18 protein-coding genes and 3 pseudogenes are annotated in these 23,413 nt (G+C 47.5%); 10 read left to right on the top strand and 11 right to left on the bottom strand.

What is annotated here, in order from left to right; all coding sequences use genetic code 11:
• Positions 1-100: 100 nt before the first annotated feature.
• Both ACIDITHRIX25_RS76670 and ACIDITHRIX25_RS76665 read left to right on the top strand, forming a co-directional pair.
• Positions 101-1,066, top strand: coding sequence for an electron transfer flavoprotein subunit alpha/FixB family protein (locus ACIDITHRIX25_RS76670; RefSeq protein ID WP_201733045.1), 966 nt, complete (start codon positions 101-103; stop codon positions 1,064-1,066).
• 1,158 nt (positions 1,067-2,224) lie between these two features.
• On the top strand, positions 2,225-5,737 hold the full coding sequence (locus ACIDITHRIX25_RS76665) for a putative bifunctional diguanylate cyclase/phosphodiesterase (RefSeq protein ID WP_201733044.1): 3,513 nt from the start codon (positions 2,225-2,227) through the stop codon (positions 5,735-5,737).
• 43 nt (positions 5,738-5,780) lie between these two features.
• On the opposite strand, the gene ACIDITHRIX25_RS76660 is transcribed toward ACIDITHRIX25_RS76665, so the two are convergent.
• The 5 genes and pseudogenes from ACIDITHRIX25_RS76660 to ACIDITHRIX25_RS76640 all read right to left on the bottom strand — a co-directional run.
• Positions 5,781-6,503: an SCO1664 family protein gene (locus tag ACIDITHRIX25_RS76660; RefSeq protein WP_201733043.1), complete on the bottom strand. Its 723-nt coding sequence runs from the start codon at positions 6,501-6,503 to the stop codon at positions 5,781-5,783.
• Positions 6,464-6,961 (bottom strand): DUF3090 family protein, encoded by a 498-nt coding sequence (locus ACIDITHRIX25_RS76655; protein WP_052605354.1) that lies wholly within the window; start codon positions 6,959-6,961, stop codon positions 6,464-6,466. Before ACIDITHRIX25_RS76655 ends, ACIDITHRIX25_RS76660 begins: the two co-directional genes overlap by 40 nt.
• Before the next feature lie 2 nt (positions 6,962-6,963).
• Positions 6,964-7,680 (bottom strand): histidine phosphatase family protein, encoded by a 717-nt coding sequence (locus tag ACIDITHRIX25_RS76650; protein WP_200891221.1) that lies wholly within the window; start codon positions 7,678-7,680, stop codon positions 6,964-6,966.
• A gap of 226 nt (positions 7,681-7,906) precedes the next feature.
• Positions 7,907-9,073, bottom strand: a complete 1,167-nt coding sequence (locus ACIDITHRIX25_RS76645; RefSeq protein WP_052605353.1) for an acetyl-CoA C-acyltransferase — start codon at positions 9,071-9,073, stop codon at positions 7,907-7,909.
• 430 nt (positions 9,074-9,503) lie between these two features.
• A pseudogene (locus tag ACIDITHRIX25_RS76640) lies at positions 9,504-10,019 on the bottom strand (IS607 family transposase); the annotation flags it as partial.
• Positions 10,020-10,688: 669 nt separating this feature from the next.
• Here ACIDITHRIX25_RS76640 and ACIDITHRIX25_RS76635 point away from each other — a divergent pair.
• From ACIDITHRIX25_RS76635 to ACIDITHRIX25_RS76615, 5 genes are all read left to right on the top strand, one after another.
• Positions 10,689-11,105, top strand: coding sequence for an ACP S-malonyltransferase (locus tag ACIDITHRIX25_RS76635; protein WP_201733042.1), 417 nt, complete (start codon positions 10,689-10,691; stop codon positions 11,103-11,105).
• Entirely contained in the window at positions 11,102-11,347 is a 246-nt protein-coding gene (locus tag ACIDITHRIX25_RS76630) for a hypothetical protein (RefSeq protein WP_052605351.1), read from the top strand. The genes ACIDITHRIX25_RS76635 and ACIDITHRIX25_RS76630 overlap by 4 nt, the downstream gene beginning before the upstream one ends.
• 15 nt (positions 11,348-11,362) lie before the next feature.
• Entirely contained in the window at positions 11,363-11,677 is a 315-nt protein-coding gene (locus tag ACIDITHRIX25_RS76625) for a hypothetical protein (RefSeq protein WP_052605476.1), read from the top strand.
• Between the two features lie 52 nt (positions 11,678-11,729).
• Positions 11,730-11,969: a hypothetical protein gene (locus ACIDITHRIX25_RS76620; RefSeq protein WP_052605349.1), complete on the top strand. Its 240-nt coding sequence runs from the start codon at positions 11,730-11,732 to the stop codon at positions 11,967-11,969.
• Positions 11,970-12,217: 248 nt separating this feature from the next.
• Positions 12,218-12,466 carry a hypothetical protein gene (locus ACIDITHRIX25_RS76615; RefSeq protein WP_213333439.1) on the top strand — a complete coding sequence of 83 codons (249 nt, stop codon included), beginning with the start codon at positions 12,218-12,220 and terminating at the stop codon, positions 12,464-12,466.
• Positions 12,467-12,533: 67 nt separating this feature from the next.
• On the opposite strand, the gene ACIDITHRIX25_RS76610 is transcribed toward ACIDITHRIX25_RS76615, so the two are convergent.
• The 4 genes from ACIDITHRIX25_RS76610 to ACIDITHRIX25_RS76600 all read right to left on the bottom strand — a co-directional run bounded on the left by ACIDITHRIX25_RS76610 (position 12,534) and on the right by ACIDITHRIX25_RS76600 (position 15,305).
• A complete protein-coding gene (locus tag ACIDITHRIX25_RS76610) occupies positions 12,534-12,806 on the bottom strand; it encodes a hypothetical protein (protein ID WP_201733040.1) in 273 nt (90 codons plus the stop codon).
• A 53-nt stretch (positions 12,807-12,859) separates the two neighbouring features.
• Positions 12,860-13,105, bottom strand: a complete 246-nt coding sequence (locus ACIDITHRIX25_RS000000104390) for an IS3 family transposase (RefSeq protein WP_201733579.1) — start codon at positions 13,103-13,105, stop codon at positions 12,860-12,862.
• Positions 13,106-13,785: 680 nt separating this feature from the next.
• Positions 13,786-14,661, bottom strand: coding sequence for a cytochrome c oxidase assembly protein (locus ACIDITHRIX25_RS76605; RefSeq protein ID WP_052605346.1), 876 nt, complete (start codon positions 14,659-14,661; stop codon positions 13,786-13,788).
• A 179-nt stretch (positions 14,662-14,840) separates the two neighbouring features.
• Positions 14,841-15,305 (bottom strand): peroxiredoxin, encoded by a 465-nt coding sequence (locus ACIDITHRIX25_RS76600; RefSeq protein WP_052605345.1) that lies wholly within the window; start codon positions 15,303-15,305, stop codon positions 14,841-14,843.
• Between the two features lie 1,587 nt (positions 15,306-16,892).
• Here ACIDITHRIX25_RS76600 and ACIDITHRIX25_RS76595 point away from each other — a divergent pair.
• Positions 16,893-17,627, top strand: a complete 735-nt coding sequence (locus ACIDITHRIX25_RS76595) for a PIG-L deacetylase family protein (RefSeq protein ID WP_052605344.1) — start codon at positions 16,893-16,895, stop codon at positions 17,625-17,627.
• A 345-nt stretch (positions 17,628-17,972) separates the two neighbouring features.
• Positions 17,973-19,060 (top strand): annotated as a pseudogene (locus ACIDITHRIX25_RS76590) (IS630 family transposase).
• Positions 19,061-19,216: 156 nt separating this feature from the next.
• Here the strand turns inward: ACIDITHRIX25_RS76590 and ACIDITHRIX25_RS76585 are convergent.
• Positions 19,217-20,326 (bottom strand): hypothetical protein, encoded by a 1,110-nt coding sequence (locus ACIDITHRIX25_RS76585; protein ID WP_201733039.1) that lies wholly within the window; start codon positions 20,324-20,326, stop codon positions 19,217-19,219.
• 167 nt (positions 20,327-20,493) lie between these two features.
• Positions 20,494-21,801 (bottom strand): methyl-accepting chemotaxis protein, encoded by a 1,308-nt coding sequence (locus tag ACIDITHRIX25_RS76580; RefSeq protein WP_283770422.1) that lies wholly within the window; start codon positions 21,799-21,801, stop codon positions 20,494-20,496.
• A 352-nt stretch (positions 21,802-22,153) separates the two neighbouring features.
• Here ACIDITHRIX25_RS76580 and ACIDITHRIX25_RS76575 point away from each other — a divergent pair.
• Positions 22,154-23,253, top strand: a pseudogene (locus ACIDITHRIX25_RS76575) (IS630 family transposase).
• Positions 23,254-23,413 lie beyond the last annotated feature (160 nt).

Here is a 23,413-nt window from a genome sequence, read left to right as displayed (position 1 = left end):
TCAAGTCGCACCTTTGTGCGCACGGAATTATATCAGTTAGCTAACTTAATTGCCTTTGGGGAGTTGCTCGAAGGTTGAATTGATACGAAAGAGTTTGAAAATGACACTAGCAAAGATCTGGGTTTTGGCTGAGCCAGCTGGATCAACCATATCGGCGGCATCGCTAGAACTAATAAGCACAGCAGCAAGGCTAGCTGGTGAAGTTGTAGCCTATACATGGTCTGTTCCTAGCAGCGAATTCGTAGACATGGCGTCAAAATATGGTGCTGATTCGGTGGTGGGAATCTCTGATACCGGAAATCGTCTTGCCGGAACTACAGTTGGTGCGGTTATGGCCTCAGAGATTCAAGGTGGAGCAGCTCCATCGGCGATCTTTTTCGCTGCTTCATATGAGGGAAGAGATGCAGCAGGTCGACTTTCTGCCAAGATCGATGCGCCAGTTCTGACTAATGTTGTGAACCTTCTTCTCGAGGGCAGTGACTTGCTCTCAGAGCATGCAATCTTTGGTGGATCAGAGATCGTTTCCGCTCGTTTCACCTCTGAGGTGCCAGGTATTTTTGTGATCAGAGCAAAGTCCTTTGTGGCTGAGCAGAATCCAAAGACTCCGACTTTGATCACTCGAGAGGCTGGTGATATCGGTGCCGCGGGTCGCGCCAAATTACTGGAAAGCCACGTTGAAGAGAGAACTGGTCCCAAGTTGGACGAGGCGGCGATCGTTGTCTCAGGCGGCCGAGGACTTGGCAAAGCAGAGAGCTATACGATGGTTGAAGAGCTCGCCTCTTTGCTCAACGGTGCCCCTGGTGCATCTAGGGCGATTGTAGATGCCGGATGGGTGCCATATTCCTATCAGGTTGGTCAGACCGGAAAGACGGTTAAGCCAACTGTCTACATAGCCTGTGGTATCTCTGGTGCAACACAGCACATGGTTGGAATGAAGGGTGCGAAGAATATAATCGCGGTCAATAAGGACCAAGAGGCTCCAATCTTTTCTATCTCCGATCTGGGAATCGTTGGCGACGTTCATAAGGTTCTTCCTGCATTGATCGAGGCCCTCCGAGCCAGATAGTCGACCAGAGAGTCTTCTTTCATCGGATGATTGCTATCAGGTCGAATTAACTCCTCATTTTTTGTATAGGAGTTTATTGCGCTTTTTTTATGCGGTTGTGCCAAGTTCTAAGCAACTGGACCTTGATCTAGAGTGCCTCTAGGTTTGCAACCCTATGAAATGTAGGCACCGCGCGAACTGCGCAACGATAGCAGTGGCCTCGGCCTTTGGGTAATTGGTGTGTTAGATCTATTTTTTTGGCTCAGGGGTTGACTCCTGAGCCAAAGTTGTTAACGTGGCTTTGCGAATTTGATTCATCATCTCAATCGCGCCGAAAGAAGATATTCACGGAGGCTCTTTCGCGTGCGCTCAATCTCCAATAATTATGCTATCTTCCACTACCCAGCTCAAGAGATGGGGGAGTGGATACGTCTTTTGAATATGGCATCGATTTTCAATTTGAATAGCATTTATCACTTTCTACCAGGATTTTTGCTTCTGAAGGTCTGCTTTTTATTTCGCTCGTTGCTTTATAGGGTTGATGGATTTTTATTCAACGAGCAAAGTATCTATGTGCGCAGTCATCTAATTGACCAGTTGAAAAGTGCGAATGGCTTTGGAGGTAGTGATTGAGTTTGATTTTTTTGGAAGATAATTTTGATGGGCAATGTTAGTTGACGATGGCAACAAGGTTTACTTTTCATGGGAACGTCGAATGTAATCCCGGAGCTTATCGCGCATTGATTTGACTCGTCTGGTTATCACTGCGAGCGCTGCTCTTTGGGCAATGGTTGACCGCTTGGGATGGTACTTGCGTAGGCAAGATCGACACTTGCTTTGGCCATCTAAATGTGATTTTGAAGAAAGCTACCAGAGTCGATCGTTTGTCGTCTTTCGCATATGCTCCTTGGCGATGCTTTTGCTAAAGAGGTAGATTAGCGAGGGCGAAGACTCTTTGATCAGTAGCGAATAACAACTGATTGTGGTTTTTGGTTGTAGGATCGAAGTTGATCCGGATCTATTCAATTTTGATGTTTTAGGAATCGATAATATTAATGCCCCCAAATGTCGATGTAACTATGAGCTTTTAATTGAGAGTTCAAGTATAAGGATGAATGTAATCCAAGAGACTAAAAGTAGGCTACTGTCAGGGTCAGCCGAGTTGAAAAGAGGGCAACATTGAACCTATCGCAGTTGCGACTGAGCAAGGGCCTTGCTCGCTGCATGCTCGATGTTGCCAGTGGCTTTGACCTTGATGAGGTAAAAAGGGTTTCAATCTACCTGGGTTCGATAGACGACCTTGCTACCAATCACCTCTATTTGATTTTGTCGCTTTCAAAGATAGATGGTGAGATCTTTGAGATTGATCCGTCAGGTGACTTCAGCCTTAGCGATCGCGACGCATTTGTTATTCGTAAATCTACCTCCATAGAGTCGATCGATAGATGTGCTTTGGACCTTTGTGACGGTGCGATTGTGGTCCAAAGTCAAGTTCAAGGTAGATCATTCGATCAGTTATTCGTCAGGTTTGATTTTTTTCAGAATTCGTTGGCTCACTCTAGCAAGGATTATGAAGAATTTGTGGCCACCACAACGTCCGTCGTCGCTGCCATCGAGGATTACCTATCGGGGGATGAACTCAGAGCACTCGAGAAAAGGTTTGAGATCTTTGAAGCTAGTGCGTTGTCAATGCAGACGGTTTCCTCAAAGGGTGACCTGTTCTACGAATTTGCAAAGGTGCTCAACAAACTTTTTGATTGCAGTCACATAGAATTTTTTATAGAGGATGACTCCGAAGACGCTGTTTCGAATTGTCGGTCATTTAGCCGGCTTGGTAATTCTTTGGCGGAGGATTCGCTCTCACATTTGCGCGAAGTAATGAAATCCGAAGAGGTTCCATCTGAGGCGGCGATCGTCTATGACTCCCAAGAAAAGGTGGCTACTCCGAGCCTCTCCTTGGAATTCGTCGATAGGCTGGGAGCCCTAGGCGACTTCCGATCGATAGCTATAGTTCCTATTTCGCTACCTGGTCAAAGGCCGATCGGGTCGGCGGTCATAGCCAGTGCGACCAGCTTTGCTTTTTCAAGACTGGATTTGATGGCTCTTGGTGCCTTTTCCTCGCAGGTAACCTTGGCCGTTTTACGACTAGATCGCGAGTGGATGGTGGCGTGGAATTGGTCATTTGCCAGCGGAGTCACTGGCAAGACCTCGCTTCGATCTTTGTTGGATGTGACGACTAGTGCACTTGGAGTGCTTTCGTCCGGCTTGCGGCTTGCGGTCCTGTTGGATGGGGCTAAATTCATCGAACGCCCAAGAGGAATAACCGGTTACCGGCTTTTATTTATCGGTAATGGTGAGCGGATCATAGATTTAGTGGACTTCGCCTCATCTGATGCCATCTCACTTCGAATAGTTCAATTGCTTGGGGAGGACCCAGTAAGTGATGAGATCGACTTTATCATTCAAGGTCGTTCTATTTTGGGAGTGATTGGATTTGCTAAGATAGATGGTTCCAAATTTAGCGAGATCGAACGAAATGGCCTGCGTCAAGCTGTGGCACAGTTGAATCCAGCCGTTGCCTCTATCTCCTCGAGTCAACTAGAGGCCAGCACGATGATTCGTCAGCGGGAAGATGACGCACTGTTTGCAACTATTGTTCAGGCAATGTCGGAGTTGGTCTGGGCTATCTCTGATGATGGAAGGATCGTTTGGGCTTCACCTAGCCACCGTGAGGTGCTTGGACTCTCCCCCTCGCTCTTAGAAGGGCGACGCATGAGCGAGGTAATCCAATACCATGGTGGGACTGAGAAGCTGGGTTATGGTGACCTTTTGGGGGCGATGGATCAACTTCTCTTTGAAATTGAAGATCACAGAGGAAATCTCCACCTTTTAGAAGCCGTCGCCAATCGACTTCCTGTTAGACACTCATCCGGTGCGACTACGGTTGTCAGCGCTCGTGACGTGACAGAGAGACGCAAGATGGAGCGTGAGGTCGAAGAGAGCGAATCTAGATATAGATCGATCGTGGAGGCCTCTGGTCAAGGTATATGGGTTGTCTCTTTAGATGGGCGCGTAACTTATGCAAATAGGGCAATGGAGGCTCTAATTGATCGAGATGCTAGTGACATCGTTGGATGCTACGTCTCGGACTTCTTGGATCCGATGTCAGCTACCGATCCGACTCTGGAATGGGGAAGCGGGGATAGCTTCCCAGAGATGCAGCACGAACTGATACTCTTAAGAGGGGACGGCAAGACTGTTCATGGCCTTGCTAAGATATCCCCAATTCGAGACAGCTTCGGAAATGTAATCTCTCGTCTCGCTGTGGTTGCTGATATCTCGCGTCATAAGCAGAATGAATCAGAACTTGAAGCGGCCCTTGAACGTGACTCCTTGACAGGCTTGTTAAATCGCCGGGGGGCCGAGAAGGGCTATTTGGAGATCGTCTCTAATTTAGATGATGGTCGCTTGGTAGCGTTATTTTTCCTAGACCTCGATCGGTTTAAATTGATAAACGATACCAGAGGACACCTCGTTGGTGATCGTCTGCTCGTGAGTGTAGCCAAACGGATGATAAGTGCCGGGCGCGATCAAGATGTGGTTGCTCGACTTGGTGGTGACGAATTCATAGTCGTTGCGGGTGGCTTTAAAGACCAAGCGGGTGCCGAAGCTTTCGGAGTTAGGATTGCCCGAAATTTCGCGAAGCCATTTGTAATAGATGGTGAAGACTATTTTTCTTCGGCAAGTATCGGTGTGGCGACAGGATTATCTGATACACCGTGGGACGAACTTTTGCGAGATGCTGACACTGCTATGTATAAGGCTAAAGAGAGTAGAAGCTCGAAGGTAGCATTCTTTGACAAGAGCTTTAGGTCTAGCGCAGAGCGTCGAATGGTTGTTGAGGCAGCCCTTCGCCAGAGCCTATCTCGAGATGAGATATACATGGCGTATCAACCCATCTTGGATATACATAGCGGCCTGGTCGTAGGATATGAGTCGTTGATGAGGTGGAACTGTAAAAAGCTTGGCACGATTGGCCCCGATGAGTTTATACCGATTGCTGAGGATTCAGGTTTGATTCATCTCCATGGTGCCTTTGCACTTTCAGCATCAGTTTCGGCGCTTAGAACCTTTCAATCTTTTGATCCGCGTCGCAGTCCATTTATTGCCGTTAATGTTTCCATGCGTCAATTGGAGACGGGGAGTCGGAGTTCGTTCATAGATTTGATAGCATCTAAAAATCTTTCGAAAGGCGAACTGGTCTTGGAGATTACAGAGAGCGAGATGATGCGCTACCCCTCTGAGATAGCTCCCTTGCTCCGTGACCTGCAAAGCATTGGCGTATTGATCTCGATTGACGATTTCGGAACGGGCTATTCTTCGCTTGCTCAGCTCTCTTCACTCGCACCAGATATCGTAAAGATTGATAAGCAATTTGTTGCAAAATTGGAGGCGGACGATTCGCGTCAGATCGCTTCTGCAATTGTGGCCATGTGTGACGCGCTTGGAGTAAGCACGGTCGCCGAAGGTGTTGAGACCAAGATGCAGCTAGAACTTTTAGCCTCGATTGGCTGCACATTCGCGCAAGGTTATTACATTGCACCTGCATTGGAAGAGATAAGCGTTCCTATCGAAACGGAAATCATTGACGCTCGTTTTTCTGACACTTTGGGCTCTCGCACCATCTACTGATTTACCCTGAAGTTGACGATGAACTTGGGTAGCGGTTAGGTAATCAGACGAGGGGCCACGGATATGGGCGATACTCTGGATCTAGCTCGGGTAGTTTTTTCTTTGAGATGACGTACCTTATTCTCCTTGAAAGTGCCTCTAGTTCGACCTCGCTGATTAATTCTGACAATGATTCCGATATCTCACTGGAATTTTTTCTTAGAAGTTCCCGGTCTTGTTCTGGGATTTGAGCGCCACCAAATTCCCAAATCACAGTTCTCAACTTGGAATCTTCGTGAAACGTTAATCCGTTATCGATGCCCCATAGGTGATCATTTTTATCGATTAAAATGTGGCCAGATTTTCGATCCGTATTGTTGGCGATCAGGTCAAAGACACAAAAGCGGATGAAGGTCGAGGCAAGCTCGGGACGATCCATAAGTGTGAAATAGTGCTCATCAAAGCGAGCATCTATAAAAAGTTGAAGGGATCCGACTCCATAGGGAGCATCATAGCGAATTATGGTGGGCGGTATTAGATCCCATCCGAGAGATTCAGAGAGTCGATATGCTGCTACTTCACGCTGGTATAGGCCATCGGGAAAGTCCCACAGGGGCCGTTCTCCTTGGTGCGGCTTATAGATAGCCGCTATTTCGTCGCCTTCTCCCTGGATCTTTACTAAGAGCGTGGCATTAGAGCTATAGGGCATTCGACCTATAACTTCAATCGATCCAGTTCCTAGGAGATTTAGGGCGTCGGTGCCCTGTATCCATTTGTTCTCGGGCAAGGATGTCCTTCTGGTTCTATGGCAAACCCACAAAGCGGACAAGTCGGGCGACCCGCTTCAATGAGTTCGGTACCTTGAATTGCAATTGTACCGGCTAGTTCTTTTGAAATTGTCAATACGACAGACGAACCCTCTTCATCCTGGGGGCTGAGCTCGGAGAGTTCGATGATTACCTCATCTTCGGCTTCGAGATGGGCCACCCCGATCTCACCTATAGCAAATTCTGGTTCGATTGGAGGTTCGATAGGGAAGGCCTTAGGGAGGTGACCGAGTCGATCAATCTCGCCCAAGATCAAAGCAATGTACTGTATGAGCCCAGCTACCTGTGTCTTTTCGAGCTTGAGAGTGAGTTGCTCGCCAGGCTCGCGAATTTGCAGAATGAAGACTCTATTGCCAGGCTCTCCGATAGCACCTAAGGCGACTTCTATTGGCATTCTAAAGTGGCGTTCGATTGGCAATTTTAGGAGACTTTCATATTGGGTTTTGCTGTTGTATTCACATACAAAGCGTAGTTGGACGTATTGGTTATGGAGATGGCGCTAACTCCAGCTGTTGAAATTATTACCTTTTGAAAGGCGTCAAGGTGCAGACCCAAGCAATGTGCGATAAGAGCTTTTACTGGATCTGCGTGGGTGAAGGCTGCGACCGTCTTCCCGTTGTATCTTTGGTGCACAAAGTCCAAGAAGTCGATCATTCTCTCTGACATCTCTCTGAAAGATTCGCCATTGGGAAATCTGAATTTACTTGGGGCAGCCTGGACCACTCTCCACTCCGGAAGCCTTGAGAGTTCATTTAACCTTCGTCCGGTCCAATCGCCGAAGTCACACTCTATGATTCGTTGATCGACTATTGCTTCAATTTGGCGATCGAGACACAGTGGTTGAGCTGTCTCTTTGGCTCGCTCAAGTGGAGAGGTTAGGACGGCGTCTATCTCAATGGAGCGGAGCGTACCTATCAATTGATTTGCTTGTTCGGCTCCTTCTTCTGAGAGATGCAACCCAGGGGCCCGTCCGGGAAGCGTCGTTCCAGTGGTTGGCGTCTTGCCGTGGCGAATGAGAAGTAACGTGGTTGAAGTTTCTTTTGGTTCTTTGTCGCCTTGATCGGAGCTATTTGAGATCTCTGTATCTTTGGGAGAATCAACGACAATGGGTTGGTTCTCGATATGTTGGTTCTCCAAGGTGCCTCGATCTTTAGTGAGAGTCTCAAAATGTTTTGAATTTACCTGGAAACATCCTACAGGGATTGGCGATCTTAATAGAACCGCCCCCGACATATTGCGAGGGCGGTAATGGTCAAACTTCCAAGGAGACGAGAGATCCCTAGAAGTTTGACCTACTATCGATGTAGACAATAGCTAACAGATTGAATCTCCTAAGCTAATATTGCCATGTGGTCGATATCTTCTAGTTGAGTCGCTCGACAATCATTGCCATTCCTTGGCCGCCGCCAATACACATGGTTTCAAGACCGAATGTCTTGTCAAGCGTAGAAAGATCATTTAGAAGGGTGGTCATAATGCGGGCGCCTGTCATTCCAAATGGATGGCCTAGGGCGATTGCACCACCGTGAGGGTTGAGTTGATCTTCGATTGAAATGCCAACCTCACGAGCGATCGGAATTACCTGTGCAGCAAAGGCTTCATTCAATTCGACTATGTCGATATCTGAGATCTTCATGTTTGCTAGAGATAGGACCTTGGCAATCGCTTCGATCGGGCCAACACCCATTATCTCTGGAGCAAGGCCACTGACGGCAGATGCGATAATTCTAGCGAGTGGCTTGATTCCAAGTGCCTGTGCGCGCGACTTGGACATCACCATTACTGCTGCAGCCCCGTCGTTTAGGGGACATGCATTGCCAGCGGTAACTCTTCCATCTGGTCTAAATACAGGTTTGAGTGTCGAAAGTGCTTCGACTGTGGTCCCAGCGCGCGGGCCGTCGTCCTTGGAGACGATGGTCCCATTGGGAAGCGTAACCGGAGATATCTCTCTTTCGAAGAATCCGTTGTTCTGTGCCTCGACTGCGCGATCTTGTGAGAGCTTGGCGAATTCGTCCATCTCGTTTCGACTTACGCCATACTGGTCGGCGACGTTTTCAGCCGTCAACCCCATTGGTATGTACATAAGGTTTATAAAGTCGGACCGGGATGTATCGGTGAATCGGGGATTCATATCCGATGCGGAAAAGCCGACTCCGAGTGTACGCGTAACGCTTTCCACTCCGCCAGCTACGAAAGCATGCCCTTCTCCTGCCCGAATTGCATGAAAGGCCATTCTGATACTTTGGAGGGACGAGGCGCAAAATCGATTGACTGTTGTTCCGGGAACACTATCGGGCAATCCAGCTAGCATTGCTACGTTTCGGCCCAGATTCATTGATTGCTCGCCAGCGTGATTGGCAGAGCCAATTATAACGTCGTCGATCTCCGATGGGCTAAGGTTCGGCACCTTCTTCATCAATTCGCCAACGATGAATCCTGCCATATCATCCGCGCGGTAGTCGATGAGCGATCCCTTGTAAGCGCGTCCTATCGGCGTCCTAGCCGTAGCTACAATTACTGCTTCTTCCATTTTCACCAATTCCAATTCTTGAAGCGCGGACCATTCCGAACATTCAAATTGACAACTCTTAGCCATCCTATGTTACCACTAGGTAGCGGAGTTTTCTTGCGATTATCGATGACGGCCATTTTGGCTGCGTCAGCTTAGGCCAATTTGTTAAGACTCAAGATAGATAGATGCATTTATAGCTGGTAATTTAGAGGTTTGCACGATATGTCTCCTTTGAAACTTCAGCTATTCTTTGTCTTTATGGATTTGAACTAACATATTTTGATTTATATGATGAATAAATATTGAGCTCCTAGGGAAGTTATTTATTTAGGTTACTTCAAAGTGGCAATGTTTAGTAGCCTAAAGATGCTGAGTTCGCCGAATTATTTCGATGGGTATCCCTCAATTGGGTTGATTATCTAATTCCGGATGGTCGATATTATTTAGGAATGATCGCGTCCGACATCTCCTGTTCTGGTGAACACGATGGTTGATTGACTACTACTATCTCGCATCCCGATTCTTCAGCTATGTGGGCGATAAGATCGAATCCAAACCTAACGAGTCTGTCTTTATGAGCGATTATTAATCGTTCAATCTCTCCGTGCTGTATACGATCCATAAGCGCTAGGAACTTCTTGCGTTTGAAGTTCATACCTCCGCCGATTTCCTAAGTCCACTCATCTACAGCTATACCAGCGTTAAGACAGTAGATCTCCATAGCTTTAACCTGTGATACCAGGTCATCTTTTTGCCCTGAACCACTCACTCGGCGCTAGACGACAGTGACTCGACTAACAGGAGCGCCGCCCAGCATAGCTCGTACATCAGACTCATCGAAGTAGCGATGCCCGCTAGGGAGCCTTTTGGGCGTGATCTTGCCCTCTTGCTCCCATCGCCGTACTGTACTTGGACTACGCCCAATCCGTCGTGCGAACTCACCAATGCTGTAAGTATTAGCCATTACAGTTAAGTATCGCAAGTGTTGGATAGAAAAGTGTCAACTGTTGTTTGCTCCCGATACCTTTCACCGTTTAATCGATGACCCGACCGCCGCCGATGCCATATGCAATCGGATAGTTACGGGAGCCAAGATCATCAACTTACAAGGCGGGTACTAAAGGGAAAGTAGGTAAAGGTTCCGGCGTATCGATTAATCCAAACGCCGGGAACTGCTTTGCATCCAAATACCAAAGCAATTCCAGTCGATCCCCAGAGTTATTGTGGATCTACGCAGAGATAAAATTCCGACTCGCCAAGGTTATCGTTCAATATCATCAGAAATATCGGATAATTTCTCCAGAAGCTTGGAGTAAGTCAAGATTTATTAAAAAGTTTTCATCAAAAAAAATAAAGGCCGAAAAACTCCTAAAATCATCTTTTAAGCAGATGCCGAGCGCAAAATAAATAGTTAGCGTTACTACCAGTGTTCTATGACTACGGAGGCTGGCTTCGAATGTGGTGGTGGCCACGGGGATGCTTTATAGCAGAATCAATAAATCAAGGTCTTATCCACGATAGGCGAACTTGTTTAACGAGCCGTATCGACGAACGCTATCAGCATGATAGCTAATAAGCAAGAGGGGGTGTTCACAGTGGGTATTAAAGAATAACAGGAAGGATCGCAGTTGGTTTGGGGGCATTGGCTGTTAGCGCGGCCGCCATTGGCGTTAGTGCAACCACTGCATCTGCACAAAGCGCGAGTTCGGGTTCTGGATCGAGTTCAATCACTTCTGGTCGCCTTTTACCCGCCGATTGGGTGGCACAGGCTTCTCCCTATGTCGTAACCCGGGGTTACTTCGCTTATCTTTCGCCTGATTTCGCGAAAGTGAGTTCTCCGCAGGAATACAGTGCGGTTAAACAGATGATTCAGATATACGATGCTGCACCGATGGCCGCCAAGACAGTAGGGTTTCAACATCAGTGCGACTCTCTGCGAAATACCCATCAAAGGGCGGAATTATTAAGCCTGATTTGTTCGTTGGGGGCGGGTGTAGTGGCTGGGAGAGCTTCCGCTTTGAGGGGTGGGATGGGTTTCAATGGTACATGAACCAATGCTTTGCAACTGGCCTGGTTGACGAATTGAATGGAGGAGCAGCACTTTATGGAGTCATTACGGCCGCACTAGTTCCTCTCGGCGTCAGTATCGCGATCGCTGGAGTATCAGGCGCGCTCTCAGCGGCCATGTTTGGAGCAGCTGGCTACATTGGGGAGACGCAGACCATGTGCGGCAGCAGAAATATATGGGTAGGCTTGCACTATTGGGTATCGCCTTCACATGGATGTGCGTAGGAGGTTAAAGGTCTGATGTTAAATGCTGCAATAGCGCTGTCAGGCAAAGCTAAGGCCATACTTCTGACGGCGATTCCCCTGCTGGACTTCTATACGGGGCTTGCTATTTGGAGCCTCCATTCCAAGTATGGGGAGGATCGTTTCCCGGTGCTCATGCGACTGCATGCAGGAAGGGAACGCAACAGAAAAGCTAAGATCAAAATCGCTAGCTACTCCAGTTCGAAGAGACGCTTGTACGTCTTTGGTGGGGCTATTTTGGCTTCTACATCAATCTTTCTTGAGGTGTGGTTTCTAGTTAGCGTAGCACCGCACCTTTGGAATTGGAGATAGGAAGCCCGGACTTTAGCGAGGCTAAAATGTAAAAGCGGCGCTGGATACAAATATGGCACAAGCGGGCCGTGCGCCGGTTTGGTCCGTCGCTCCGCTTAGCCCGGTTCAGAAACCGGTACCGATTCCGGTTCTTGACTACGACTACTTTGACTTCTACCTGTCAAATATCCCTGTAGGTCTTGGCGGTGAGTTTCAGGACAGTTGTTGCATTTGCCTACTTTTAGATCCATTGACTCTAGAGTATGGCAGTTTGTTCCAACTTGCTTTGCAAGCCAGAAAGACCATACCCTAGGTGTCTTTTGAGGGTAATCTTCCAGGAATTTAAAGCTCAAAAGACCTCGAAATCATCTTTTGGGCAGATGTCTGGCAAAAAATAAATGGTTAGCGTTACCACCAGTGTTCTATGACTACGGATGTGGTTGCCATGGAATGATTTATAGCAGAACCAATCGATCAAGGGCTTATCCACGATAGGCGAACTCGCTTTATGAGCCATATAGACGAACGCTATCAGCATGATAGCCAATAACGGAGCGGGGGATGTTCACAGTGGGTAGTAAAAGAATATCAGGAAGGATCGGAGTTGGATCGGAGTTGGATTGGGGCATTGGCGTTATCGACTGTGGCGGTCGGAATGACTGGGTCTGCCGCATGGGCGACTACAGCGAGTCAAACCGAGCACATGAGACCTCTCTATTAGATCTATCCGACTTACCAGGTCCAAAAGACCTTTCAGGGATATCACTCAGGCGACTGGGTGCAATGTGGTTTCGCGACCGCAAGACCTAACGTTGCGCAGCAACAATGCAACTACGCGGTAACGGTCTCGGCGCAAATCGGCGGTTCCATAAACATATCAGTCTCCGACATCAGCAGTGCGGTAGGCTTCAACATCAACAATAGCCAAACCGAAGGCTACTCCTACAAAGTTACTGTCCCTCCTGGCGAGTGGGGCGTCATTGCAATGGGATCCGAATACGCACAGTATTACACAATGATAAAGCGCGCCCAGTGCAATGTATCCACAGGCATCTGTAGCTGGATGTATTCGGACGACACGGTTCAGGATCACATCGCGCCCACAGCCACGTTCTTCCCAAATCAATATGTTCTTTAAGACATCTACCAAACCTGTTATCCAACAATCTGCCATAACTATATACCAAGGAGACCAAATTGTGCTCAATCGATGTCATAGCTCGGGAAGGATGAATGACGGATACCGATACCGTTGGAAATCCAAACGTTTGGATTTCCAACGGTCGACTTCTTCTTATTTTTATAGGGTACCTTCAAGCCGGCTTGTTGCCAAAGAGACCTTACCTTTTTGATATTGACATGGTATCCCTTGTCTATGACGTAGCGATATGCTCTTTTGTAACCTTGAGCTTTGTGTTCTAGGACAAACGTTCTAAGGAATTGCGTGATCTCTTCGTCTAGATCTGCACTTTTGCGTTCAGGTGCTACGGTACGCTGCGTAGAACGATTTTGACCTGCTACTTTGCAGGCTCGTCTCTTTAGAAACCCCGAATCGTATCTGTAGTTTGTGAACTACCATACGACGACGATTCGGGGTTAGAAGTTTCTTATCGTCGCCTCCTTGGCCATTGCGACATCAAGAGTTAGGTCGACAACGATGTTCTTTAGGCGACGGTTCTTTAGATTCAAGTTCCTTGAGTAAGCTTTACTTTGGTTCCCTTCAATGCAGCGTAGGTACCCTTCCATCGGTACCAGGTCGTCTCGGTAACTGCAGCGCCTTAGGGCTTTTATGGCAAAGCGGCAACTTCACTTATGGTTGCACCGTCATTTAGCATCTTGTCCCCTTCGGCGATCTTCTTACACACCTGCGCCCTGCTTACCTTGAGGAGAACGGGTATGCCTTTTGGACTTCACATTAATTTCCTCCATCTACATTATGGATACAAAGCTGATATTGGTAGCGGATCAATTAAATGGGAGCCTTCCACGGGCATGTTGGCTTTTTCCAATTTGAAGGTGTGGTGAATTTACAATCGGGTAAATCCAAAAGCGATCTCGGTGAATTGAAAGGTAACTTCTATCTTTATGGCTATGGAGCCAGGGTTTTTAGTACTGTCGTTGTCGCTTGTCTAGGAATTTGGTTGATAGGGCGGCATTGAATCGGGATAGAGTTCTCGGTCGAGGCGTTTGGCTGAACGCTCTTCAGCGCGGGACCACTGAACAAAGATTATGCCGATAGCAGCAAATGTGAAGATTTCGCCAAAGATCCAAAGGATTGATCCACCCATGTGAGTATCGGTCAGGGTATTAGCCGCCGGGTCAATGGATCTCGAACTTTGCATAATGGCGATTCCCAAGAATGAACCGAAAGGGATTCCGGTCAATAAAAAGGCGAGCTTGGCTCCGAATGAAAGGCGATGTTTGGCTGGATCTAGACCGAGAACTACGCTCCAAAAGAAGAATCCCGCTATCAAAAAGTGAAGATGGGTGTAGTAGTGAAAAAGAGGATGCCTAATTGAGAGGCTATATAGGGGGGTCAAAAAGTAGGCATACATTGTGACCCAGTTGCTCAGCCACGCAACTATCGGAAATGACCAGAAGCTGATATATCGTGAGTTGATTATCTTTAGGATTGAAGTAGTCGTGCTTCGATTAGAAGCTTGTAGCGCTAGAGTTACCGGCGCTGACAACACAAGCATTATTGGAGCAGCGTTCATCAAAAGTAGATGTTGGATGACATGCATCCAAAATACGGAGTCGTCGTAGCTAGCGAATCCAGATCCGACAGCGAAAAAGATGGTGAAGAGGGACCCCATAAATGAGAGCGTTCTCCATTTAGACCAAATTCGGTTTCGTTTTGCGAGCCTTCTTACTCCTAATATGTAGAGTATGGCTGTTGCCACCAGGGCTGCGTCGGCAAGTATCGACAACGGGTCTAATTGAAAGCCTGTAAGTAGTTGGTTGATGGTTACAGATGGGGATAGTTGGGCTAAGAATAGGACCATTGGTTTAGGAGTCTATATCCGATGGATTTCTAATGGTACCTACTAAATCGCCTACAAGGTGTTATGCGCCAGTTTTTGTAACCGGCGGTTTCGTAAAGTACAAGTAGTGCCCACCTATCGCTGAAAATGCGGCTACATCTTTGGCGAATACCTCGTCTTTGAATTGTCTAGCCTTTGAATTAGATTCCCAGTAGTTTAGCGATGCGCGCTCCATGGCCCTTAGCCTTTACGCCATAGAGGGCATCGGTTATGTAACCTGAGGGATCTATGACAAATGTGCTTCTAATTACCCCAATTACAGTCTTTCCATAGTTTTGTTTTTCTCCGTAGGCACCCCATTGAGCCATTACTGTAGTGTCGGAGTCGCTCAATAGGTCGAAGTCGAGTGAGAATTCGGTTGCGAATTTCCGGTGTTTATCTACTGAATCTGGAGAGATGCCAATGATTTTATTCGGACCATCAACGCTGAAGACGAAGTCCCTAAAGTCGCAAGCTTCTTGGGTGCAACCAGGAGTAAAGTCTTTTGGATAAAAGTATATGATCACCCTATTGCCGCGAAAGTCATTGAGAGAGACCTCTTGGTCGAACTGATTTTTGAGCGTGAAGTTTGGTGCGAGATCACCAGGGCTTAATTTTGGAGTCATTTGGGTCCTTCTTGGGATTTTGATTAAAACTAGATTAATTGAACTGTATAAAGTTCTTGATGGCCAGCAATAATGAGAAAGAAACAATTGGAGGTACCGGTAACTTTTAGTCTAAACTTCGCTGCTACGACTACAGATGGTGCATTCCTGTTTTTTACCATTTGAAGCTAGGTCGTCTCAAATGGTGGTATCTAAAGGGCTACGAGCGCATTTCATTGAGCGCCACGAATTAAAGTTCTGGCTAAATATACTATTTCTTTTCAGATTTACCGGCAGATGTTGTAGCTTCGTTCTTCTTGGGGTATAGCTGTTGGGTCAAACATAAGAGAACTGGTTATAGGCAACTTCGCTGGCCGTGGGTGTCTTTTGTTTTGGCTATTCGGGTAACAATCGAAATGTATGATTTTCTAGTCGGGTAGGCACGACTCATTGCTGAGCCGTGCCTCCTTAAGATCCTAGCGGGCAACTTTCATCGCACTGGGATCAAGCCTTATGAAGGCCCCTTTTGGGACCCGGTCATACAGTTACCAATTTGCCTTGGATGCATAGCCTTTACGACGTAGGTTTGCAGCCTCTTGACGTTACTGTTGAGCTTCGACCAGTCGATCTTATCCCAATTGGTTTCGTCAGTAGGGCCACACGTGGCGTTAGCCATGTTCATTTGCCTTCATAGCCTATGAGGTTCTATGAATCATCTCGCAACTAAGACCATCTCGCAACTAAGACCATTTCACACCTTGGCACGGCGGGGAAGTCTGCTTGGCTCCGTGTTAGGTAATGTCTCAAGGTGTATCCGTCGCATTACAAGAGCGCGTTTCGCTTTGTATCCAATCCTTATGCTCACATCCCCATCGGCCTTCCTTGGGGGGGCTTGCCCAATTGCTTGGGCGGAGATAGCGACTTAGAAATGTTCCACCGAAATAATATACGCTGGGGTTAGGGCCTGCCTTTTCACCGGAGGGAATTGTTGTCAGCGCGCATCCAATCTCCACTGATGCGACCGTCGCAGGTAGCTTTTGGTCCAAGCCCATCAGCAACTTTGGCTTGTTTGCAATAACGATCTTTAACCAGCAGTTCACATATGTTGCTCATACCCAGCTAGGCCCACCTCCATGCTGTCTGGTCCCTTATTGTCTGGCCCCTTAGGGCCTTGTTGCTGGCAGTGTCGGCTTCACCTCACGGATTTGGCCTATGAGATTCCCCGTGGGTACTTTTCCGACAGCTCCATACCAGAGAATTACTCCTCTGGCATGTGTCGGTGGGCTTTGCCAGCTGAATGACAAGTTCCTCCTTTTCGAAGCGTTAAATTCGGCAACCTCATGTCGCACGGAGACAATTGCATAAGTAGATCTTTAGCTGTTTTGGATTTAAAGCTCCGCACTTAATGCTAGATAAGGCATAGCAACTTCATTCTGAGTCAAAAGATACCACCCGAAAGAGTCGATCTATGAATTGCGCAATAGTCTCCTAGGCTACTAGGGAGTAGCTGGATGAATTGTAGTTACCTATGGTTCGATCGAAATCGATATTCGATCTTGGAATAGCTCGGTGTGGTAACTTTTTGCCTATTCACCTAGGCTATATAGCATGGAAAGTTCAAGTTTTAAAGCAGTAGAGATTCAGGCGCCCAAGGTCGTTCTTGTGGTTGCCGCTCATCCCGACGACGCAGATTTTGGGGCGGGTGGAACTATAGCGAAGTGGATCCAAAGCGGTATCGAGATTCACTATTGCCTTGCTACCTCAGGCGAAGCCGGTGGCTTTGATAGGACGATTGATAGGTCGGAGATTCCAGGGATTCGTCAGTTGGAACAGACGCGCGCTGGTGACGTCTATGGCGTCTCCTCGATAGAGTTTCTTGGATTCATCGATGGCGAAGTCGAGCCTAGCTTGGAGCTAAGGAAGGGTATATCTCGAGCTATACGGAGAGTTCGTCCCGACACGGTTATATGCCAGTCTCCTGAAAGAAACTATGAGAGGATGCCGGCGTCCCACCCTGACCATTTGGCTACCGGTGAGGCGGCTCTAAGGGCGATCTATCCTGATTCGAGAAACCCATTTGCGTTTCCTCAATTGATCGATGAAGGTTTTGAGCCTCACAGTGTGAGCCAGATTTTGATGATGGCAAGCCCAAGGTCGAATTTTGCAGTTGATATCACAGGAACGTTTGAACTCAAGTTGAAGGCTCTGCATGAGCACAAGAGCCAACTTCCAACTCCAGAGAAGCTCGCGGATATGCTCGGTCAGTGGGGGTCGAGATCTGCATTGTATGCTGGCCTAGAGGACGGTAAGCTTGCGGAACTATTCTACGTAGCTAGCTTCTAGAGCGATTTGCCTGCTGGGATGTTTGTGTCATCTTCTATTTAGTGGGTTTGTTGTTTTGGCATAGAGACCATGGGTCTCTATGCCCTTGTCCTTAAGGTCCTGTCGTTAGTCGTGGCCTCATCGGAGTTGATCGTCGCTTTCTTTTCGAGGCGCTTTTGGACGTGGCTTCTTTGATTCTGAATTCTATTGCTAGACGGGTAGTCGCTACGTGCGCAATTGCTTAATGTGCAGTTACTGGGCACCTAGCTAGTGTCCATAGTCATAAATTCATTTAAATAAGGAATTAATCCCTATTTGTAGTGTTTTACCTATACAGAGGTACATTTCACTACACTTAGGAGAGTAATGGAAAAGAAGATCGGTCGACCGGCATACAAGGTTGTTCTTTCAGACAACGACAGAAAGTTCCTAGAGGGTGTAATCCGTGCTACAACCTCGCCACAGTCTCATGTAACTCGTGCCAAGATTGCTCTTGGCGCAGCTGATGGCCTTAGCCACGAAGAGATCGTTGAATTGTCCGGTGTCTCAAGCTTTACTGTCTCTAAGTGGAGGAAGAGGTTCTCTCTCTTTGGGGTATCAGTTCTATCTGATGCTCCACGAAGTGGAACCCCAAGAATCCATGACGATGACAAGATAGCTGAGATCATTCGTCTTACTACAACCACAGAGCCAAAGAACGCTACACAGTGGTCAACAACTGAGATGGCAAGAGTTGCTGGCGTCTCTCAATCGAGAAGTCTCTCGTATATGGAGAACCTTTGGACTAAAACCCCATCTCATTGAGTACTACAACATATCTAACGACCCTAACTTTACTTCAAAGGTTCGAGATGTAGTTGGACTCTATCTCAATCCCCCGGAAGCAGCACTTGTGCTATGTGTCGATGAGAAGACACAAATACTTGTCACTTGACCGGACACAACCAGTTCTTCCAATGACTCCCTTTGTACCGGAGCGTCAAACACATGACTACATAAGACATGGAACAACCAATCTCTATGCTGCTCTTGACACAGCATCTGGAAAGGTCATAACACAGACGACAACTGCACATCGTGCAGTTGAGTTCATCTCATTTCTAGATCTCATTGACAAAGAGGTACCAAAAGATCTAGAGGTCCATCTCATTATGGATAACTACGTCACCCATAAGACCGATACAGTGCGTAAATGGAACCTTGAGCACCCACGCTTTCACTTTCACTTTACTCCCACCTATTCATCGTGGATGAATCTTGTAGAGCGATGGTTTTCTGAACTAACTACCAAGATGTTGCAGAGGTCAACACACAAGTCAGAAAAGCAACTTATTGCAGCTATTACAAAATGGACGGAAACCTGGAATGAGAATCCTCGTCCTTTTAGATGGCATAAGACGGCTGACGAGATCTTCAAATCCATGGAAAAGTACCTCGGACCATTTACTAAGTGAATTTATGACTAGGGACACTAGCAATCATCTAAAGTAAAATCTTACCAAGGGCCCGTTTGCTTTTTCTATAAGCTCCGTGCAGAGCTTAGGTCACAGAGTTTTTACCTCATCTCTTTGAGTCGGATATTGACAAATACTAGCCAAGTGGTTGTGTCCCTAACTCGGAAGCACTTTGTCAGATACCGACTTTACGGGCTCGTCTATATTGGATAGATTTTTTCTTTTCTCCATGAGCAGCGCGATTGAGACCATGATGATTGGAAGGCCAGAGTTGAAGTCTGTTCCAGTTGGCGAAAATACTCCAAAATCCATGACTGTTGCCCACATTACTAGTGAGGCGATGATAGTTAGATAGATGGTGGCGACTGAGCTTGGCGCTACTATCAAGGCCGTCGCAATAATAAGGCCCAGTGAGATTAGAATCAGGCTGATTATGGATCCTCTGCCCTCTGTAATATTTGCCGCAGCATTGAGTAGGCTCGAAAAGACCTCGGGTTGTCGATTTTTCGCCATCGACGTGATCATCGTGAAAAATCCGTTGGGTTTAAAGTATCCCTCGGATGGAAGCGCACCAAGGAGGGTACCCACAAGGAAAAAGATTCCCAATCCCCATCCCAGTCGCTGGCTTGTTGGGAATTTGTTTTTACCATTGGAAGCCATTAGCAGCTCTACCGAGACTAAGAGGTAAATCAATATTGCTGAAGGTGCTCCACTGTACCAAGCCGCTTCCTTGTAGAAGAGTCCAAAGCCATTACCTATGCAAAAGACAATGAGCTCCCATACGATCGAGAGGTAGATTGCCAGACGCCAGGTTTTACTTGGCTTGAGAGATACGAGCGCCATGCCGATAAAGAGCTGAATCCATGCGGTAGCTAAATCAACGCGAAATGGATTGATATTCCAGGCCCAGGCACCAAGGTCCCCAAGTGGTCGCAAAAAAGACGGAGCATTCACAAATGCGGGCCTGATAATATTCGACACAAAGCCGTTTGGCATTCCGTTGCGGAGCTGGAGCATTCCGTCGATGATCCAGATGGCGCCAAATGAAATGGATAGAAAGCTAAGAGTTGTGTTGGAGCTCGTCGCGGTGGCGACGATATTTTGCGCCTCTGTCTTTTGGATATCTGTCCTTGGTTTTGATTCTGCGAATAGATATACCGCTAGGTTCAATGCCATGGCGACTGTGATGATTATGCCGACTATTAGGTATAGGTGCGAACCTAAGGTGCCAAAGGGGTGGCCGGGTGTCGAGGTCATTCCTGGCATAGGTCTTCCTCCTTATCCTTTTTAGTTATTATTTCTTGCCTGTCACCGAGCACAGTTTTTATTTTTTAGGGTTCCATCCGGCCAAGATCTCGGGATTGAGTCGAAGGAATCGTCAAGGTAACAAAGAGAAGTTCCATCCGGCCAAGATCTCGGGATTACCTCTACTTTTAGGCTAAAGATTTCCCTTTAGCGTTTTGAAGTGATGCGATGCGGTTATTGATCTCGATCGTTGTTTTTACGACATCATCTACGGTTTGTGCGATCTCGTTCGTAGATGCAACCTGGGAGTCGACCGAGACGGCAATTTCGCCTTGAAGTCTCCCGATCTCGCTCACAGTATCGGTTACCTCTAAGAACGCCGCGCTCGCCGCGCTCGTATCTGAAGTCATCGATATTGCCATGGCGCCGATATCCGCAGTAGCACGCGCTGTAGCTGCGGCAAGCGCTTTGACTTCATTGGCCACTACGGCAAATCCTTTGCCGGCTTCGCCAGCGCGCGCAGCTTCAATGGCTGCATTGAGCGCAAGGAGGTTCGTCTGCTCTGCGATTTCAGTTATGGTAACTACGATCTGGCTAATGTTGGCGGAATTTTTATCCAGTCGATCAAGGGTCATCGAGGTCTTCCCGACGATTCCAGCGGCATCATGTGCAACCTCTGCGGCACGGTTGGCACCGTGCGCTATCCCTGTTATTGTAAGCTCCATCTCTCGAATTGCACCTGCGACTGCATCGATGTTTGCCCTAATCTGGTCGGATCCTGCCAAGAGGCCGCTGGCTTGACTAGCGACCTCGATTTGGTCTCTGCGGGCTCTCTCTACCTCTTGAGAGCGTCTTTCGATCGCTTCACGGTCACTTTTTTCTTTTTCTAGCTGGAGCTCATAACGTTGCTTTTCTTCAAAGGTGCTTTTTTCTAGGAGCGCGGAGCTCTGGCTGCGTAGCGCATCTGAGAAGCTCCAGAAGACAATTTGTACAGCTACTGCTCCCGAGATGAATCCAGCATGTATAAGGGCCCATCCAATTGGGTTTGCTCTTTCATAGGAGGTATAAAAGACAGAATTGGGCCAAAAAAGGCCGAGGAGAATGTGGTGCACTAAGACGAATCCAATGGAGAGAAGATATGGTGTCCACTCTTCGTAGAGAGCCACTATAGCCAGGAGAACGAAGAAGTAAAAATGGAAATCTGGCATACCGTGTGTGATGTGTACGAGAGCGGCCCCGGCCCATAAAAGGCCGAGGCTAGTTGTGATCGTTGCAAGCCTTCGCGCCTTAATTAGAGTGGCAGCGAGGCAGAATGCAAATTGTATACCGATATCGACCAGTCGTACCTTGGTGGTGGAGTGCTCTGGTAACGAGACGATTATTAGAAATGGAACCTGAAAATATAGAGTATAGACAATAAATCGATGCCGTTTTGCCCAAGCCAGATCGTCGAGATTGGCTCCTTTTGGAAGCTTAGAAAGTATTTTCCCTATCAAATTCGGTACCTTTCATAACGATGCCCAGTGTTTCCCCTAGCGTTGGGATCACCTTGATAGTGGCTATCGGCCCATTGTTGATCGTCCTTTAAGACCATGACAACTTTGTGAGCCCACTTGACTTTTGTATTTTTTCAGCTTTGCTATTGGAGGTGGTACCGCCTCTGAAGAGGTTTTTGTGGACTTCTACGACGCATTAATGGTGCTAATTTTCCATCGAATTACTAGTGTCCCCTCTCATAATTTCCCTGAAACTGAGGAATTAATCCCTTCTAAGGTTGTTCTCCTTGGTAAGGACATAACCTTGCAAGGGAGAACGATGCTAAGTCACACCGTTTCAGAGGAGCCAAACATTGATGCCAACCAGAGCAAGCCGCCCAAGAAGAGATCTGGACGACAAGCTTCGGTGGTTCCGCTCAGTCCCAAAGAACGTAGCGAATTAGAAGCAGTGGTAAGAAAGTCCACAGCTCCCATAGGACAGGTGGCAAGGGCCAGCATTGCCCTATGGAGTAACGAAGGGGTTGGAACCAACGAGATCGCGCAAAGACTTCAGATATCTACAGAGACGGTATGCAAATGGAAGCGGCGTTTTATCAACTACGGAGTGGAACTTCTCGATGACGCACCGAGAAGTGGAAAACCGAGAAGCATTGATGACGAAAAGATCGCCGAGATTCTAAGGATCACTTTGGAAGAAGAGCCCCCGCTTGCTACCCAGTGGTCGACGTCTTCAATGTCCAAGCGGATCGGGGTATCACCAGCGAGCATCTCACGTATCTGGAGAACCTTTGGCCTCAAGCCCCATGTCTTGGGATACTTCAACATCAGTACCGATCCGGCCTTTACCGAAAAGTCCGCGACATAACTGGGATCTATCTCAATCCCCCTGATGCTGCACTGGTACTATGTATTGACGAAAAGACACAGATCCAGGCGTTGGATAGAACCCAGCCACTGCTTCCCATGAGACCTTTTGTTCCAGAGCGGCAAACACATGACTACAAACGCAACGGCACAACAAATCTCTTTGCAGCACTTGATGTTGCCTCTGGCAAGGTGATCACCAACACCACAAAGGCTCATCGGGCGATCGAGTTCATAGCCTTTTTGGATCAGGTGAAAAAAGAAGTTCCAAAAGAACTCGAAGTCCACGTCATCCTGGACAATTATGCAACGCATAAAACCGATGCTGTACGGGCCTGGCTCATAAAAAACCCCAGATTCCACTTCCATTTTACACCCACCTACTCCTCGTGGATGAACCTGGTTGAGAGATGGTTCTCGGAACTGACTACCAAAATGCTCCACAGATCCACCCATAAGTCACAAAAGCAACTCGTTGCTTCGATCAACACCTGGGCAGAGCGCTGGAACCAAGACCCAACACCATTTAGGTGGGTAAAGACAGCTGACGAGATATTCGCATCGATGGCAAAGTATCTGGGGAACTAGAACTCAGGGAACTTATGAGAGGGGACACTAGATCCAGATAGGTGTTGACCTCCAAAAAAAGATTCCGGTTTTGAAATTCATAGAAATGGGTATTTTCCAATGAGGCTTCAAGGATATGGGCGGTTGATCGATTCAAAGCAATCATGAGACTTGCTTGGTT

The organism is Acidithrix sp. C25 (assembly GCF_904848545.2).
The sequence above is the reverse complement of the archived record's forward strand: the minus strand, read 5'-3'. Positions and strand labels throughout refer to the sequence as shown.

What these genes read in the sequence shown, in the direction of transcription:
- ACIDITHRIX25_RS76670 (WP_201733045.1), top strand. Translation starts at nt 101, where the DNA reads ATGACACTAGCAAAGATCTGGGTTTTGGCTGAGCCAGCTGGATCAACC.
- ACIDITHRIX25_RS76645 (WP_052605353.1), bottom strand. Translation starts at nt 9,073, where the DNA reads ATGGAAGAAGCAGTAATTGTAGCTACGGCTAGGACGCCGATAGGACGC.
- ACIDITHRIX25_RS76630 (WP_052605351.1), top strand. Translation starts at nt 11,102, where the DNA reads ATGAACCAATGCTTTGCAACTGGCCTGGTTGACGAATTGAATGGAGGA.
- ACIDITHRIX25_RS76625 (WP_052605476.1), top strand. Translation starts at nt 11,363, where the DNA reads ATGTTAAATGCTGCAATAGCGCTGTCAGGCAAAGCTAAGGCCATACTT.
- ACIDITHRIX25_RS76620 (WP_052605349.1), top strand. Translation starts at nt 11,730, where the DNA reads ATGGCACAAGCGGGCCGTGCGCCGGTTTGGTCCGTCGCTCCGCTTAGC.
- ACIDITHRIX25_RS76615 (WP_213333439.1), top strand. Translation starts at nt 12,218, where the DNA reads ATGTTCACAGTGGGTAGTAAAAGAATATCAGGAAGGATCGGAGTTGGA.
- ACIDITHRIX25_RS76605 (WP_052605346.1), bottom strand. Translation starts at nt 14,661, where the DNA reads ATGGTCCTATTCTTAGCCCAACTATCCCCATCTGTAACCATCAACCAA.
- ACIDITHRIX25_RS76600 (WP_052605345.1), bottom strand. Translation starts at nt 15,305, where the DNA reads ATGACTCCAAAATTAAGCCCTGGTGATCTCGCACCAAACTTCACGCTC.
- ACIDITHRIX25_RS76595 (WP_052605344.1), top strand. Translation starts at nt 16,893, where the DNA reads ATGGAAAGTTCAAGTTTTAAAGCAGTAGAGATTCAGGCGCCCAAGGTC.
- ACIDITHRIX25_RS76585 (WP_201733039.1), bottom strand. Translation starts at nt 20,326, where the DNA reads ATGCCAGGAATGACCTCGACACCCGGCCACCCCTTTGGCACCTTAGGT.